The organism is Mesorhizobium sp. M2A.F.Ca.ET.043.05.1.1, assembly GCF_003952445.1.
Taxonomy (GTDB): Bacteria; Pseudomonadota; Alphaproteobacteria; order Rhizobiales; family Rhizobiaceae; genus Mesorhizobium.
In genome coordinates, this window is the sequence record NZ_CP034446.1 from 6,142,715 (window position 1) to 6,157,894 (window position 15,180).

A 15,180-nucleotide genomic window follows, 5' to 3' on the forward strand; every position below is an offset into this window, starting at 1 on the left:
GAGCCGGCAACCGGCAAAACAATCGATGCCGGGACACATATCGACAACAGGTCCCGACTTCAAACGGCGCTTTACTGTACCGGCTGGACGGTCTTGTCAATTCCGCCTAAGCTAATATAAGGGGGCGTGATGAGAGCACCCAGGGCAAACTCACGCGAAAAGATACTTGCCGCCGCCGCCGACGTCGCCCGCGAGGCAGGCCCGGGAAGCTTGTCGCTCGAGGCGGTCGCCAGCCGCGCGGGGGTGTCGAAGGGCGGCCTGCTTTACAACTTCCCGACCAAGGCCAAGCTGATGCAGGGCCTTGTCGAAAGCTATCTCCGCGACTTCCAGAAGGCGTTGGAAGCGCGCACCGCCGAGGCCGGGCACGAAAGCGCCCTCTCGGCCTATATCAAGCTGTCGGCCGACGACTGCGAGCGACCGAAACCCTCGGCCTCCTGGATTTTCTCGGCGATCGCCGAAGATCCCGATTTCCTGACGCCGATAAAAGCTTTCAAGCACCAGCTGCTCGAGCGGTTGAAGGAAGAGAGCAGCGATCTCGGCTCGCTGCTAGTCTGCTTTCTCGCCATCGAGGGGATGCGCAGCATGAACCTTTTCGATTCCGATGTGCTTTCCGAAGACGAGCATAAGCTTCTGGTGGCCTCGCTCCTGAAGATAGCCGGATAGGTCGCCTGCCGGCCAAGGCGTCACACCAGCTTCATCCTAGGGACATAGCGTCCTTCCCGGTTCTTTGCTGATGCAAATGGAGTGGGACAATGGTGGACGTGGTATCAAGTGAGGCGGGGATCCCGAGACCGGATCATCCCCTGGAGCAATCGAGCGGGGCGAAATGGTTCCTGCCGGCTTTCGGCGTGCTGGTGCTCGTCGGCATCATCTATGTCGGCTACGCGCTCAGCCAGGACCTGGCGATCGCCAAGACGGTGCCCTGGATCCTGCTCGGCATCGCGCTTCTGATTGCGCTGGGCTTCGAGTTCGTCAACGGCTTCCACGACACCGCCAACGCGGTCGCCACCGTCATCTACACGCGGTCGCTGCCGGCCGAATTCGCCGTCATGTGGTCCGGCGTCTTCAACTTCCTCGGCGTCTTGACCTCGAGCGGCGCCGTGGCGTTCGGCATCCTGTCGCTGCTGCCGGTCGAGCTCATCCTGCAGGTCGGCTCGTCATCCGGCTTCGCCATGGTGTTCGCCCTTCTGGTCGCCGCCATCCTGTGGAACCTGGGCACGTGGTTCCTCGGCCTGCCGGCTTCGAGCTCGCACACCATGGTCGGTTCGATCATCGGCGTCGGCCTCGCCAACCAGTTCATGGCTCCGGCCGGTAGCGCCACCAGCGGCGTCGATTGGGGGCAGGCGACCAATGTCGGCACCACCCTGCTGGTCTCGCCGATCGTTGGGTTCTTCGCCGCCGCGGTGCTGCTCTATGCGATGAAGCTCCTGGTGCGTAATCCTGCCCTCTACGAAGCGCCGAAGGGCAAAACGCCGCCGCCATGGTGGATCCGCGCGCTGCTGATCTTCACCTGCACCGGCGTCAGCTTCGCGCATGGCTCCAATGACGGCCAGAAGGGCATGGGCCTGATCATGCTGATCCTGATCGGCGTGGTGCCGACCGCCTATGCGCTCAACCGCACGCCCGACATCAACTATCTCGACGCCTATAAGTCGGCGTCCGTCGCCGTCGAGCAGGCGCTGGGCAAATATGTCAAGCCGGGGGTCACCGTCGTGGATGCCAACGCCGCAAAGGCCGCCGTGCAGGAAGCCGTGCGCAGCAAGTCATGGAACGACCAGACGACGCTCGCGCTGCAGAGCTACATCCACAGCACGACCGCCGGGCTGCAGCCCTTCGCCACCGTCGACAACGTTCCGACCGACCTGGTCAGCAACGCGCGCAACGACATCTACCTGATCGGCGAGGCGCTGAAGCTGATCGACAAGAAGAAGCTGCTGCCTATGCAGGACGCCGACCTGAAGGCGGTCACCGACTATCATAAGGCGGTCGACAACGCGACGAAGTTCATCCCGCTGTGGGTGAAGATCGCCGTGGCGCTGGCGCTCGGGCTTGGCACCATGGTCGGCTGGAAGCGCATCGTCGTCACCGTCGGCGAGAAGATCGGCAAGAGCCACCTGACCTATGGCCAGGGCGCCGCCGCCGAGCTGGTCGCGATGATCACCATCGGCATGGCCGACCGTCTCGGTCTGCCGGTGTCGACCACCCACGTCCTGTCGTCCGGCGTCGCCGGCACGATGGCGGCCAACGGCTCCGGCCTGCAGTGGTCGACCGTGCGCAATCTCCTGCTGGCCTGGGTGCTCACGCTGCCCTGCTCGATCGCGCTTGCCTTCGTGCTGTTCGTGATCTTCCGCCACGTTTTCTGAGCGGGAAGACACTCAAAGAAACGGCGCTGCTCGCGGCGCCGTTTCTGTCTGCGGCCGCTCAGCCTCGGCCCTGCCGAGGCGGCGCAATTGGCGCAGCGACAACATGTGCAGCAGGATCGAGCTTGGCACCACGAAAGCAGGGGTCAGCACACCCGGATAGGCGCCGGCGCCGATGCTCTGCACATCCGGAACGATCAGTTGCAACGGACCGGGCGAGGTGATCACGCCCATGGTGACCGCGACCGCGAAATCGCCGAGGCCGAGGATGTTCCAGAGAGTTGCAGCTCTTCGGCCGCCGACTGTGCCGGTCGCCGCCCCCAGCGCCGCGGGCAGCGCAAACAGCCCGGTCAATACATCGCCCATGCCTGCGGGCACAGCGAACGCTCCGGGCAGAGCACCATGCAGCCAGGCTGCGAGAGCCCAGCCGCCGAATATGCGGTAGAGCTGAAGCGCCACGAGCCAGCTTGCCGGCATCGCATCGAGCACTTGGCCGATCCGCTTCGAGAACAGCAGCGGCGGCGCGCCTATGATCACCGGCAGGAAGATCGCCGATGGCAACAACGGTAAAGACGAGGCGTCCGTGTGGAAGACACCATTGATCGCGGCGCTCCAGGCGATGGCCAGCCACAGCGTATCGGGGATCATGACCACCAGCCAGGTCACGCGGCGTTGGCCTGGCGTCAGACTCGTCCGTTCGAGACCGAGCCACAATCCCAGCGCGATAAGCCCGTGGGCCGCGAGCTGGTGGGCCGTGGTCGGAACGCCGCTGGCCTGGATCGCCGGCAAACAGAAGATCAGCGATAGCCAGAGCGCGGTGAGAAGCGCAAGCCAAAGCAGGCCGCGCCATGCTTCACCAGATGGAACGACAGGGGAAGAAACAGCTCCGGTGGTCACTGGCAGTACTCCGTTGAGATCAGCGCTTTTGCGCTGCTGTCCGGATGTACCCCTGCTCTCCGCGAGCGACTATTTGCGACAATGTTGACAGGCTATGAAGAGCAGCTTCACAGTTTCGCTGCGCGCCGCACCGCAATCTCCGCCGCTTACCTGCTCCGCCTGTAATGGACGCAAGGATCAGGTCGGGTCTTCGCGATGCAGGTCGTGGATGGTGACGCCTTCGGCATTGTCAGGCAGCATCAGCCACTTCTTGTGGCGCAGCGTGCGCTCGGTGTCTTCCAGGCCCATCTCCCAGTGCTCGCGCATCGAGGTGCCGGAGAACTCATAGTCCTTGGCGTGGCCTTCATAGCCTTTGTGCTGGTAGATAAGGTGCACGATGTTGACCACGCCAGCGTCGGAATAGTCGGCGATCAGTTCCCTCTCGCCGTCCTTCAACTGCTCCGGCGGCACGCGCTTCAGCGCATCGAGCAGCTTCATCTTGAGCGCGTGGATGCGCTGGAAATTGTCGGTGTTCTGGCGCGTGCGGCTGGAATACATGATGTCCTTGTGGCGCGACAGGACGTCGGCCATGCCGCGCGGCAGAACGCCGCGGGCGCTGAACAGATCGACCTGGAAAACCAGCGAGGAGCGGTCCTCCTCCTGGTCGAGCAGATATTGCAGCGGCGTGTTGGAGACGATGCCGCCGTCCCAGTAATACTCGCCCTCGATGCGGATCGAGGGAAAGGCCGGCGGCAGCGCGCCGCTCGCCATGATATGCTCCGGCCCGATGCGCACCTTGTCGGTGTCGAAATAGACGAAATTGCCCGTCCGGACATTGACCGCGCCGACGCTCAAGCGCTTCCTGCCGTCGTTCAGCACGTCGAAATCGATCAGGCTTTCCAGCGTGTCCTTGAGCTCGGCGGTGTCGTAGAAGCTGGTGGCGCCTTCGGCGCCCGAGAGCTGGAACCAGGGGTTGGGGTTGCGCGGCTTGAAGAAGCCGGGCTGGCCCATGGCCATGGTCATGAATGACGAGGTCTGGTTGCGGATATCGCGATAGATGTCGCCTTCCGGCGTATAGGCCCAAATCTTGCGGCCCGAGACGGTCTGCCAGAACTGCTCCAGCCGCTGCAGGCGTCGGCTCGGCTCGTTGCCGGCGATGATCGAGGCATTGATGGCGCCGATCGAGACACCGGACAGCCAGGTCGGCTCGCAGCCGGCGTCGGATAGCGCCTGATAGACGCCGGCCTGATAGGCGCCGAGCGCGCCGCCGCCCTGGAAGACCAGGGCGATGCGGTCGTATTGCGCGGTGATTTCAGCGATGGTGGCGGCGGCCGCCTTGTTGCGGTTACGCTCAAGCACCGGCTTTCTCCAACGCCTTCGCCCCGGCAGCCGATCGGCCGTGGTCGGCGAGATAGTCATGCACGACTTCGCCGAGGCCGAGCGTCAGGTCGGCGGTGAAGTGCACGGCCGAGACGATGGCGAGCACCGGCAGCTTGGCCACGTCGGCCATGACATGGGGGCGCAGGTCGAGCGCGGCGGGCGCCGTCCAGGCCTCCTTCAGTGTGACGTCGGTGAGATAATAGCGGACCAGCTCGCAGATGCGCGGGCTGCCGTCGACATGCGGGATGATCTTGATCAGGAAATTGGGCGCGGCGAGCGAGGCCAGCACCTGGTCGTGATCGGCCTCGCGATGCTTGTAGCCCATGGTGCCGGTGGCGCACAGAACGCTGCCATAATGCAGCGTACCGACCACCACCTCGCCCTCATGCACGATCTTGGGGCTGGCGAGCTTCTTGGGGAAACCCCAGAGCTCGCGGCCGCCGGCGATCGGCGCGTCGTCATCGAGATACATGGAATGCACATAGCCGCCATGCTGGCCTTTGTAGCGCACCGGGATGACCTGGCCGGTCTCGGTGTAATCGCCGAAGCCGGTCGAATCCGGCATGCGGATGAACTCGTATTTGACCAGCGGCTCGTCAATCTCGAGCGGCACGGGCACGACCGCCTCCAACGCCTCACGCGTGGTGCGGTAGGTGATGATGATGTATTCGCGGTCGAAGAAACGGTAGGGGCCGGGCGGGAAGGAAGGGTTGGTGAGCGGCATCGCGTAGGCGCGCTTCACGACATCGTCGATTTCCAAGCTATTCACCCATCGGTTCAGGAACGACACGCGCTGGACGCGCGGCAGGATATGTTGCATGGCACCATGACAGTGCCATGTCAGCCGCATCGAGCGCCAGCTTGGCGGGCATCGGACAGCATCACAACATTGTAATCGCTACGACATATGGTCATGGCATTGTCATGCTGCGGCGCACAAACTATGTGCCCTTATAGTTCCCTTCCCTCCTGTCGCGAGATCTCCCATGGGTTCCCTGTCTTCGAAGAATGCGCTCGTCACCGGCTCGACCAGCGGCATCGGCCTGGCAATCGCCCGGGCCTTCGCCGCCGAGGGCGCCAACGTCACCATCAACGGCCTGGGCGATGCCGCGGCGATCGAGCAGGAGCGGGCCGGCATCGAAAAGGATTTCGGCGTCAAGTGCCGCTATTCGGGCGCCAACATGATGGACGGCGCCGCGGTCAGCGCCATGATCCATGAGGCCGAGGAGGCGTTCGGCAGCCTCGACATCCTGGTCAACAATGCCGGCATCCAGCATGTCGCGCTGATCGAGGAATTTCCCGACGACAAGTGGGAGGCCATCATCCGCATCAATCTGCTTGCCGCCTTCTACGCCATCAAGGCAGCGGTGCCGGGCATGAAGAGCCGCAAATGGGGCCGCATCATCAACACGGCCTCGGCGCATGCGCTGGTCGCCTCGCCGTTCAAGTCGGCCTATGTCTCGGCCAAGCACGGCATTGCCGGCCTGACCAAGACGGTGGCGCTGGAAGTGGCGCAGGACGGCATCACCGTGAATGCGATCGCGCCCGGCTATGTCTGGACGCCGCTGGTCGAGAAGCAGATCCCCGACACGATGAAGGCGCGAGGCATGACCGAAGAGCAGGTCAAGCACGATGTGTTGCTGGCCGCTCAGCCGACCAAGGAATTCGTCACGGTCGAGGAGCTTGCGGCGCTGACGCTTTTCCTGTGCTCGGACGCCGCCAGGCAGATCACCGGCGCGACCCTGCCGATGGATGGCGGCTGGACGGCCCAGTAAGGGCAAAGGCTGTTTTCAGGGAAGGGCGGAGCGGAGCTCGCGTCCTCATAGAGCAGTTCACCGTTTCACGGAAACAGTGAACCGCTCTATCTCTCTGTTTTTGCGCAATTCCGGACGGAAAACCGCTCACACTTTTCCTGGAATTGCTCTAGGCAATTTGATTTCTTGACAATCGCCGGGGACCGTTCCAGCATTCCCGCAAGGGGTTCCCCGCGACGACCCCGTGAGGCGTCAGCCCAACGATCGCGTCCAGACTCTCTCTGTTCAGGAGGTGGACGCCATGCCGTCAACAACCGCAATCACCGTTCCGCAGCTTTCCCGTCTCGTCGGCCTGCCCGACGCGCCTTGCCTGGTCGATGTGCGCACCGACGAGGATTATGAAGCCGATCCGCGAATTTTGCCGGCTTCGTACCGGCGCGATTTCAGGACTGTCTCGACCTGGGCGGCCGAGTTCTCCGGAGCAAAAGTCGTCGTCATCTGCCAGAGGGGGCAGAAACTCTCGCAAGGCGTTGCCGCATGGCTGCGCCATGAAGGCATTCCGGCTGAGTCGCTGGAAGGCGGCTTCGAGGCCTGGGTCGCCGCCAAGGCGCCATTGGTCAGCGCCAGCGCGATCCCGCCGCGCGACGAAATGGGGCGTACGGTGTGGGTCACGCGTTCGCGGCCGAAGGTCGACCGCATCGCCTGTCCCTGGCTGATCCGCCGCTTCGTCGATCCCGGTGCGGTGTTCCTGTTTGTCGATCCGGCCGAGGTGCCTCTGGTGGCCGATCGCTTCGGCGCGGTTCCCTTCGACATCGAAGGCGTGTTCTGGAGCCATCGCGGCGATCGCTGCAGCTTCGACACGATGATCGAGGAATTCGGCCTGCGCGTAGACGCGCTCGACCGACTGGCGCTGATCGTGCGGGCTGCCGATACTGCGCGTCTCGACCTCGTCCCGCAGGCGGCCGGTTTCCTCGCCGCCTCGCTCGGCCTGTCACGCATGTTTCGCGACGATCTCGAGCAGCTGGAAGCCGGCATGCTCTTCTACGACGCCTTCTTCCGCTGGTGCCGCGACGCCGCGGACGAGACGCATAACTGGCCGGCCGGAGGCAAGGCGCCATGACCGCGCTCGCCAAGGACGACGACGCGCCGCCGGTGGATACCCCCGCCACGCCGAGCTTCCGTGAGGCGACGCGGCTCTGGGCTAAGATCGGCCTGCTGTCCTTCGGCGGGCCGGCCGGGCAGATCGCGCTGATGCACAAGGAACTGGTCGAGGAGCGCCGCTGGATCGGCGAGGAGCGTTTCCTGCACGCGCTCAACTATTGCATGCTCCTGCCTGGACCCGAGGCGCAGCAGCTTGCCGTCTATATCGGCTGGCTCTTGCACCGGACGGCCGGCGGCCTCGTCGCCGGCACATTGTTCGTGCTGCCTGGCGCGCTGGTCATGCTTTGCCTGAGCAGCTTCTACATGCTCTACAATGATGCGCCGGTGGTCGAGGCGCTGTTCTTCGGCGTCAAGGCGGCGGTGCTGGCCGTCGTCGTCGAGGCGGTGATCCGCATCGGCAAGCGGGCGCTTAAGAACCGCGTCATGATCGCGATCGCGGTGGCGGCCTTCCTGGCGATCTACATCGCCAAGCTGCCGTTCCCGCTGATCGTGCTTGCGGCAGGCCTCGTCGGCTGGATCGGCAGCCGCTTCGCGCCAGGCCTGTTTTCCGGCTCGGCGCATGGCAAGGGTGGGGCCACCGTCGACAGGATAGGCGTGGTCGACCTGATGTTCGAACGCGGCGAGCTGGCCCACACCCTGCCCACCAGATGGCACGCGGCCCGCACCATCGCCATCTGGCTGCCGCTCTGGCTCGGACCGGTGGCGCTGATCGCCGTGCTGGCGGGCCAGGCAGCGTGTGGGCGCAGATCGGCGGCTTCTTCAGCCTGATGGCCGTCGTCACCTTCGGCGGCGCCTATGCGGTTCTGGCCTATGTCGCGCAGGCGGCGGTCACCTCTTTCGGCTGGCTGTCACCCGGCCAGATGGTCGACGGGCTAGGCCTCGCCGAGACAACGCCCGGACCGCTGATCCTGGTGCTGCAATTCGTCGGCTTCGCCGCCGCCTATCGCCATGCCGGCCTTGCCAGCCCGCTGCTCGCCGGGTCGCTCGGATCGCTGCTGACGCTCTGGGCGACCTTCGTGCCCTGCTTCTTCTGGATATTCCTGGGCGGCCCCTACATCGAGCAGCTGAGGCAGAACCGAGCGCTGGCAGCGGCGCTCGGCGCGATCACCGCGGCGGTGGTCGGCGTGATCATGAACCTGGCGCTGTGGTTCGCGCTGCACGTCGTCTTCGGCAAGGTCGCAAGCGTCGCCTGGGGCGTGGAAGTGCCTGTCCTGTCCTCGCTCGACTGGCGCGCCGCGCTGCTGTCGGTTGCGGCGATGGTCGCCATGTTCAGGCTGAAACTCGGCATGCTGCCGACGCTGGCGGCATCGGCGCTGGCGGGACTTTTGCTGTCGGCGCTGTAGGCTGCACGCCATTCCGATCACATCAGCGTGAACGAAAAAGCGGAGCGGCCGGGAATAAATGGCCCGGTCCGCCGGTCTCCAAGGCATGCGCCGCGTTTGCGCAGCAGCAGGAGACCATCATGAAGCGGCATGAAGACAAAAGCACAGGGACCGGAGGCGGCGAAGGCGTCTACCGCAGCCGTCCCTTGGAGCGCTGGCGCTGGGCGCATCTGTTTCGGGCGATGCCGCCCCGCCGCCGGCCCTGATCGATGCCGGTCGCAACCATTGAGATCCACGACCATGACGGCGAGCACCCTGTTGCAGCCAGCGATGCGCCGTCCCCTTGCGAGGCGCCCCTTGCTTCCGAGACACTTGACTCCGGTGACACCAATGCCCTCTCTTCCCCCGAAGCAGGCGCCATCGCCTGCGGTCGCGATCTTCACGCGCACGAGCAGGGACAGATCGTCGCCTCCCGCTGAGGGCGGCGGCAGACCCATGGCGGGAGCGCCCGACGGCGGAACGGTGTTGAGCGAAAAGATGCTGGCCGCGCGTTTTGCCGAGGTGGTGCTGCCGCATCTTGGCGATGCGCTGTCGCTCGCCCGCTGGCTGACCGGCAATCAAGCCGATGCCGAGGATGTCGTGCAGGAGGCCTGCCTCAAGGCGCATGCGGGCATCGCCGGGTTCGCTGGGGGAAATCCCCGCGCGTGGCTGCTCACCATCGTGCGCAACGCCTCCTATACATGGATGGCGAAGAACCGGCCGCGCAGCGTGGTCGCCGTCGGCGACCTCGCCGATCTCGATGACGTGTCGCCGCCGCCCGACAATGATGCCGACAGCCCGGAGGCGGCGCTGATCGCCAAGGCAAATTCGGCTGCGGTGGAAGCGGCGATCGCCAGGCTGCCGCAAGCCTTCCGCGAAACGCTGGTGCTTCGCGACATAAACGGTCTCAGCTACCGCGAGATCGCCGCCATGCTCGGCGTGCCGCAAGGCACGGTGATGTCGCGGCTGGCACGGGCCCGCGGCCTGTTGATGACGGAACTTGGAGGGCGGCATGAGCCCGCATGAAAATCGCCCGCGTGAGGATGGCCCCCGTGAGGACGGATTGCCGCAAGACCCGCAGGACATGAAGCTGATGATCCACGCCCTTGTCGATGGCGAGCTCGATGCCGCCGCCGCACTTGCGGTCGAGCGCCGCATGGCCGCCGATCCGGAACTGGCCGCCGAGCATGCGCGCCTGGTGGCGCTGCGGGGCGCTGTCGCCAACCTGCCGCGCCCGACCGTCAGCGACGATTTCCTGGCGCGTATCGCGGCGATTGCCGAGGTGAAAAGGCCGGAAGAAGCGGAGGCGCCAAACGTCTCTTCCGCGAAGGCGGAGCCGCTGCCGCCCCAGCAGCAAGGCAATGTCGTCGCGATGCGGCCGCGCGCGTCGCGCTGGTTCAATTCCTTCGACTGGCGCCAGATGGCGGCCTCCATCGTACTGACGGCGTTTCTGGCCAGCGGCGCGACGCAGTGGCTGGCGACGGCGGACAACGGGGCTGAAAGTTTCGCCGTGGCCGTCGCCAACGGTCATCGCCGCAGCCTGCTCGCGGCGACGCCGGTCGACATCGTCTCGTCCGACCGCCACACGGTGAAGCCTTGGCTCGACGGCCGCATCGGCGTGTCGCCGGCGGCACCCGACATGGCCAAGGACGGTTACGCGCTGCTCGGCGGCCGCGTCGAGGTGATCGGCGACAGACCGATGCCGGCGCTGGTTTATCGCCATCACGAGCACCTGATCACGCTGGTTGCGGCGCCCCGGCAGAACGAGGCCAAATCGATGCCGGTGGCGGACGACTTGTCGGCAGGCGGCTTCCTCCTGGTCCACTGGACCGACGACGCCTTCTCCTACTGGGCGATCTCGGATGCCGAACGCCCGGCGCTTGACGATTTCGTCGCCCGCTTCCGGGCGGCGATCATCGCCAATCCGGCAGCGGGCAGTCCGGGGTAGGGAAACGAAACCTTTTATCGCCGCTATTCCTGAGGCCGATAGTCCGTTTGGCCGGATGAGCGAAGGCAGGTGCCTGTCCAAGATGATCGCGCCAAAGCACTTGCCCCGTTGCGCCGGCCCCAAGGCGCGCAAGTAGATAGGTCAAGGTCGACTTTGCTATGTTATAAACGCTCCATTCTCGGGGCGGATACGGGGCAATGGATCAGGAACGACTTCTAGCCGCAGTCCTCCTAGCTGATGTCGTGGGCAGCACGCCGCTCTATGAGCGCATCGGCGACGATGCCGCCCTGCGGCAGGTCTCGGATTGCCTCGACGCGATACGCGCGATCGTCGCCGAGCACGGCGGTGACTTCATCTACTCGAAGGGCGATGACGTGCTCAGTCTGTTCGAGAGCTCGGAGGCGGCGCTGAGGGCCGTCTGCCAAATCAACAGCCAACTGACGAGAGGGCCGTTGAGCGCCCGGATCGGATTGCATTTCGGCGCGGTTATTCGCGCGCGCGGCGCGGTGTTCGGCGATGTTGTCAATGTCACCGCAAGGCTGTCCACCACGGCCAATCCGGGGGAGGTGCTGATCAGCCAGAGCTTCTTCGAAGCGCTTTCGGCTGGCAGCCGCAGCGCCTTGCGGCTCCTCGACAAAATGGCGTTCAAGGGCAAGCAGGAACTCTTCGATGTCTATACGCTGCGGAGCGACGATGGGGTCCCCAGCACGAACGTCGCCAGCCGGGGCACCATTATCGAAAGGCGCTCCGCGCCGCCGCGGCAGATCAATCTGGTCATCCGCTATGGAGATCAGTTGGGATCCTGCCGAAACAATGAATTCGTGACGATCGGCCGATCTCCGGAATGCGATATCGTAGTCCAGCGGCCCTGGGTCTCAAGGCACCACGCGACCTTCACCATTTCGAATGGCAAGGCACGGCTTGTCGAGCGGAGCTCGTCGGGCACATTTGTGTCGATGGGACCCGGCCAGGAAGAAGTATTCGTACGCCGCGAAGATATCCTCCTCTTCGGCTCCGGCGTCATCTCGCCCGGACGCAGATCGTCCCTCGGCGACGCCCAGATCCTGCACTACGAAATTGTCTCAGGCTGATCTGGCCGGTTGGGCGGGACCGCCGCACCAACTTTCATCAGCCGCTTGATAATCACCTTCAACGCGCCGCTTCCGGCAGGATCGCGGTCGACATTTCGGGCAAGGTCTGCCCGCCGTCTACGATGATACTTTGGCCGGTGATGTAAGCCGCTTCATCGGAAGCGAGAAAACGCACCGCGTGGGCAACGTCCTGCGGTGTGCCGAGACGGCGAAGCGGCACGGCGGCGCATTGTGCATCCACGAAACTTTGTGACTGATGCTCCATCACGCCCTCTGTCAGGATGTTGCCCGGCTCAACGGCATTCAGCGTAACGTTCCAAGGCGCAAATTCGAGGGCCGCCGTGCGCATGAAGCCCAGAATTCCTGCCTTGCTAGCCGCATAGTGAGAATACCCAGGAGAAGATACGCGCGCACCCGTTATTGAGGACAAAAAGACCACCCGGCCGTGGCGCTGCCGCTGAAAATAGGGCAGGCAAGCCTTCGCCAGCAGGAAGGGCCCGCGCAGGTTGACCGCCATGACGCTGTCCCACTCGCTTGGCGTGATCGAGGCGATGTTGGTGTTCGGGTAGATCGCAGCATTGGCAACGGCAATATCAAGTCGACCCATCTCGGCAAAGATATCATCGATCACGTGCGTGACCTCCGACTCATCGCTTGTATCCATGCGGCGATAAGTTGCTGCCAGACCCATTGCGCAAATGTTGGCGGCGGCGCGATAGCCGTCGACGTCCTTTATGCCCGTCAGGACGACTTGCGCTCCGGCGCGCGCCAGTTCAGTAGCAACACCCAGTCCGATCCCGCGTTGTGCGCCGGTGACGATGGCAACCTTTCCCGACAGGTCGAAGCCACTCATTGGGCAGCCCGAGCAAAAGCGGGCAACAAGCTGCCATGAGCTTCGATCAGCGCATCCACCAGGGAATCGATTTCGGCAAGCGAAAGCTCCGCTGCCGTGTGAGGGTCCATGGCGGCTGCGTGGTAGATGTGCTCGCGCTTCCCGGTGAGGGCGGCCGTCACGGCCAGCTCCTGCACATTGATGTTGCTCCGCATGATGGCGGCAAGCTGAACCGGGATGCGTCCGATGCGGATAGGCTGAATGCCGTTGCGATCGACATGGCAAGGAACTTCAACCGCAGCGTTCGATGGCAGATTTTCGATTAGGCCCCGGTTGGCGACATTGCCGTAGATCAGGCTTGGCTCACCCGTCACGCAGGCATGAATGATGGCGGCAGCATACTCCTTGCTGCGCGAGACTTCGATCGGCCGACTCTCGTCTTCCAGTTCGTGGCGCAGTTCATGCCATTGCGCGACCTGTCTTTCGCAACGGGTGATGTATTCGTCGAGCGGCAACCTGAATTCTTCCAGCAAGTCCTCGCGTCCGCGCTTGATGAACCAGGGCGTGTATTCCGAAAAGTGGATGGAACTCTCGGTAACGAAATGGCCGAAGTGCTTCATGACCGCGAAACGAACTGCATCATCGACGGGAAAAGTCCCATCGCGAGCAATCTGCCGAAGCCGCGGATAAAGGTCTACACGGCCGCCGCCGGGTAGGCGTTTTTCGAACTTGAGGAAAAAAGCCACATGATTAAGGCCGGCACACAGATAGTCGATGTCGGCAATATCCTCGCCGAGAGTGCGGGCCAGGAATTGCGATGTTTCCTGAACGGAGTGACACAGGCCGACATAGCGAATGTCCGGATAGCCCTCTGCCATGGCCCAGCTGATCATGGCCATCGGGTTCACATAGTTCATCATCAGCGCCTGCGGGCAGTGCTTGCGCATGTCGTCGGCGATGGCAAACACGACCGGAATTGTACGCAGAGCCCGGAAGATGCCGCCGATGCCCAGAGTGTCGGCAATGGTCTGCCTCAGGCCGACCCTTTTCGGGACTTCGAAATCGGTGACGGTGGCCGGCTTATAGCCGCCCACCTGCATCATCAGGATGACGAAGTCGGCGTCCTTGAGGGCGATTGCCCGATCGACTGTCGCGACGAGCCTTACCTCGTCCTCGATCCCAAGCGCGCGGCAGATGCGGCGTGTCATGATCTCGGAGGTGGCAAGGCGGTCCGGATCGAGATCGTGAAGCGCGATTTCGCAACGCGAGAGAGCTTCATTGCTCAGCACGTCGCTGAGGATGTTGCGGGCGAACACCGTGCTTCCGGCGCCGACGAGACAGATCTTGGGCATTGCGGGTATCCAGTCCTTGCTATGCGCTTTCGACGCAGCTTCCCTATTGCCATTGGAAACCGGAAAATGCTTGCTTGAATGCGATTGATATTTCCGGTTTTTAAGTGGAACCGCGCTAGCCGGGGCGCGCAAAACGGAGGGAGCGAATGCGTCAGCTTGACCCGCGCCAGACCGGCAACCGTTTTCTCAAGCCGGACGAATTCCTGGCTGAGACGCATATCGTGGAGCCTATGCCGGAAGCCCACTGGCACGACCATGTGGAACTCAACGTCATCACGCGCGGCGGCATGACCTATCTCATCAATGGCAAGCAGGTCAGCCTGCGCGAAGGTGCCATCTACTGCTTCTGGGCCGCTGTTCCTCACCAGGTGATATCTGCTGGTGACGGAACGGAGCTCGTCTGCATCTACGTGCCATTCGCCGATCTGCTGTCCCTTGCGGTCTCAAGTGATTTCAAGAACGACCTCATGGCGGGTCACGTCGTCACGGGCTCGTCCATCGACGCTGCCGACACATTATTGGTGACGCGCTGGGCGCGAGAGTGGGACACCAACAGCGAACTGGCCGCCGACATATTACGCGACGAGGTTCGCCTTCGTCTTCGCCGGCTGGCGGCCGACCCGCGCATCGCCGAGATAGGCCTGGGCGCCCTCGAAGCTGAACATCGGCGCCAGGCGATGCATGTCGCCGACCGGCGGGTGGTTGCGCGGGTGCAGCAGATGACGACCTTCATCAACAACGAATTCGCCAGGCCGATCAACGTTGCGGACGTAGCGCTTGTCGGCGGACTCCATCCGACGAACGCAACCGCGACCTTTCAGAAGGTCCTGGGACAATCCATCGCGCAATATCTGCGCCGCCGGCGGCTCAACCACGCACTGAAGCTTTTGGCCGACAGCGACATGGCAATTATCGAGGTGGCTTTCGAAAGTGGCCACGGCTCTCTCAGTCGCTTTTACGATGCCTTCCAGCGGCAGGTTGGCTGTACGCCGAAGGACTACCGGCGCCGCTTCCGCGCCTGAACATCACCCGGACGTTGACGCTTCATCACCAGCGCCGGATTTT

15 protein-coding genes and 1 pseudogene are annotated in these 15,180 nt (G+C 63.7%); 11 read left to right on the plus strand and 5 right to left on the minus strand.

Annotation, left to right across the window (positions count from 1 at the left end):
• Window positions 1–129: 129 nt before the first annotated feature.
• Window positions 130–663 carry a TetR/AcrR family transcriptional regulator gene (locus EJ069_RS29620; RefSeq protein WP_126064141.1) on the plus strand — a complete coding sequence of 178 codons (534 nt, stop codon included), beginning with the start codon at window positions 130–132 and terminating at the stop codon, window positions 661–663.
• Window positions 664–752: 89 nt separating this feature from the next.
• A complete protein-coding gene (locus tag EJ069_RS29625) occupies window positions 753–2,363 on the plus strand; it encodes an inorganic phosphate transporter (RefSeq protein ID WP_126064142.1) in 1,611 nt (536 codons plus the stop codon).
• Between the two features lie 12 nt (window positions 2,364–2,375).
• On the opposite strand, the gene EJ069_RS29630 is transcribed toward EJ069_RS29625, so the two are convergent.
• The 3 genes from EJ069_RS29630 to EJ069_RS29640 form a co-directional block, all read right to left on the minus strand.
• Window positions 2,376–3,257: an MFS transporter gene (locus EJ069_RS29630; protein ID WP_126064143.1), complete on the minus strand. Its 882-nt coding sequence runs from the start codon at window positions 3,255–3,257 to the stop codon at window positions 2,376–2,378.
• A 177-nt stretch (window positions 3,258–3,434) separates the two neighbouring features.
• Window positions 3,435–4,595 carry a patatin-like phospholipase family protein gene (locus tag EJ069_RS29635; RefSeq protein WP_126064144.1) on the minus strand — a complete coding sequence of 387 codons (1,161 nt, stop codon included), beginning with the start codon at window positions 4,593–4,595 and terminating at the stop codon, window positions 3,435–3,437.
• Window positions 4,588–5,376, minus strand: coding sequence for an acetoacetate decarboxylase (locus EJ069_RS29640; protein ID WP_126064145.1), 789 nt, complete (start codon window positions 5,374–5,376; stop codon window positions 4,588–4,590). The genes EJ069_RS29635 and EJ069_RS29640 overlap by 8 nt, the downstream gene beginning before the upstream one ends.
• Window positions 5,377–5,602: 226 nt before the next feature.
• Between EJ069_RS29640 and EJ069_RS29645 the strand changes: the two genes are divergently transcribed.
• From EJ069_RS29645 to EJ069_RS29675, 8 genes and pseudogenes are all read left to right on the plus strand, one after another.
• Complete coding sequence (locus tag EJ069_RS29645; RefSeq protein WP_126064146.1) at window positions 5,603–6,391, plus strand: 3-hydroxybutyrate dehydrogenase; 789 nt, start codon at window positions 5,603–5,605, stop codon at window positions 6,389–6,391.
• A gap of 280 nt (window positions 6,392–6,671) precedes the next feature.
• Window positions 6,672–7,490 (plus strand): sulfurtransferase/chromate resistance protein, encoded by an 819-nt coding sequence (locus EJ069_RS29650; RefSeq protein WP_126064147.1) that lies wholly within the window; start codon window positions 6,672–6,674, stop codon window positions 7,488–7,490.
• A pseudogene (gene chrA, locus EJ069_RS29655) lies at window positions 7,487–8,874 on the plus strand (chromate efflux transporter). The gene EJ069_RS29650 and the pseudogene chrA overlap by 4 nt, the downstream one beginning before the upstream one ends.
• A gap of 119 nt (window positions 8,875–8,993) precedes the next feature.
• On the plus strand, window positions 8,994–9,119 hold the full coding sequence (locus EJ069_RS33855) for a hypothetical protein (RefSeq protein WP_281059997.1): 126 nt from the start codon (window positions 8,994–8,996) through the stop codon (window positions 9,117–9,119).
• Window positions 9,120–9,122: 3 nt separating this feature from the next.
• The gene (locus EJ069_RS29660) at window positions 9,123–9,332 is read left to right on the plus strand and encodes a hypothetical protein (protein WP_126064148.1); all 210 of its coding nucleotides are present in this window, start codon (window positions 9,123–9,125) and stop codon (window positions 9,330–9,332) included.
• A gap of 16 nt (window positions 9,333–9,348) precedes the next feature.
• Entirely contained in the window at window positions 9,349–9,918 is a 570-nt protein-coding gene (locus EJ069_RS29665) for a sigma-70 family RNA polymerase sigma factor (RefSeq protein ID WP_126064149.1), read from the plus strand.
• A complete protein-coding gene (locus EJ069_RS29670) occupies window positions 9,905–10,840 on the plus strand; it encodes an anti-sigma factor (RefSeq protein ID WP_126064150.1) in 936 nt (311 codons plus the stop codon). Before EJ069_RS29665 ends, EJ069_RS29670 begins: the two co-directional genes overlap by 14 nt.
• A 197-nt stretch (window positions 10,841–11,037) precedes the next feature.
• Window positions 11,038–11,931, plus strand: coding sequence for an adenylate/guanylate cyclase domain-containing protein (locus EJ069_RS29675; protein WP_126064151.1), 894 nt, complete (start codon window positions 11,038–11,040; stop codon window positions 11,929–11,931).
• Between the two features lie 58 nt (window positions 11,932–11,989).
• Here the strand turns inward: EJ069_RS29675 and EJ069_RS29680 are convergent, their stop codons facing one another.
• Together EJ069_RS29680 and EJ069_RS29685 are read right to left on the minus strand one after the other, a co-directional pair.
• Complete coding sequence (locus EJ069_RS29680; protein ID WP_126064152.1) at window positions 11,990–12,784, minus strand: SDR family oxidoreductase; 795 nt, start codon at window positions 12,782–12,784, stop codon at window positions 11,990–11,992.
• Entirely contained in the window at window positions 12,781–14,115 is a 1,335-nt protein-coding gene (locus EJ069_RS29685; protein ID WP_126064153.1) for an alpha-glucosidase/alpha-galactosidase, read from the minus strand. Before EJ069_RS29685 ends, EJ069_RS29680 begins: the two co-directional genes overlap by 4 nt.
• A 146-nt stretch (window positions 14,116–14,261) precedes the next feature.
• On the opposite strand from EJ069_RS29685, the gene EJ069_RS29690 reads away from it, so the two are divergent.
• Window positions 14,262–15,137: a helix-turn-helix domain-containing protein gene (locus EJ069_RS29690; RefSeq protein ID WP_126064154.1), complete on the plus strand. Its 876-nt coding sequence runs from the start codon at window positions 14,262–14,264 to the stop codon at window positions 15,135–15,137.
• Window positions 15,138–15,180: the final 43 nt, after the last annotated feature.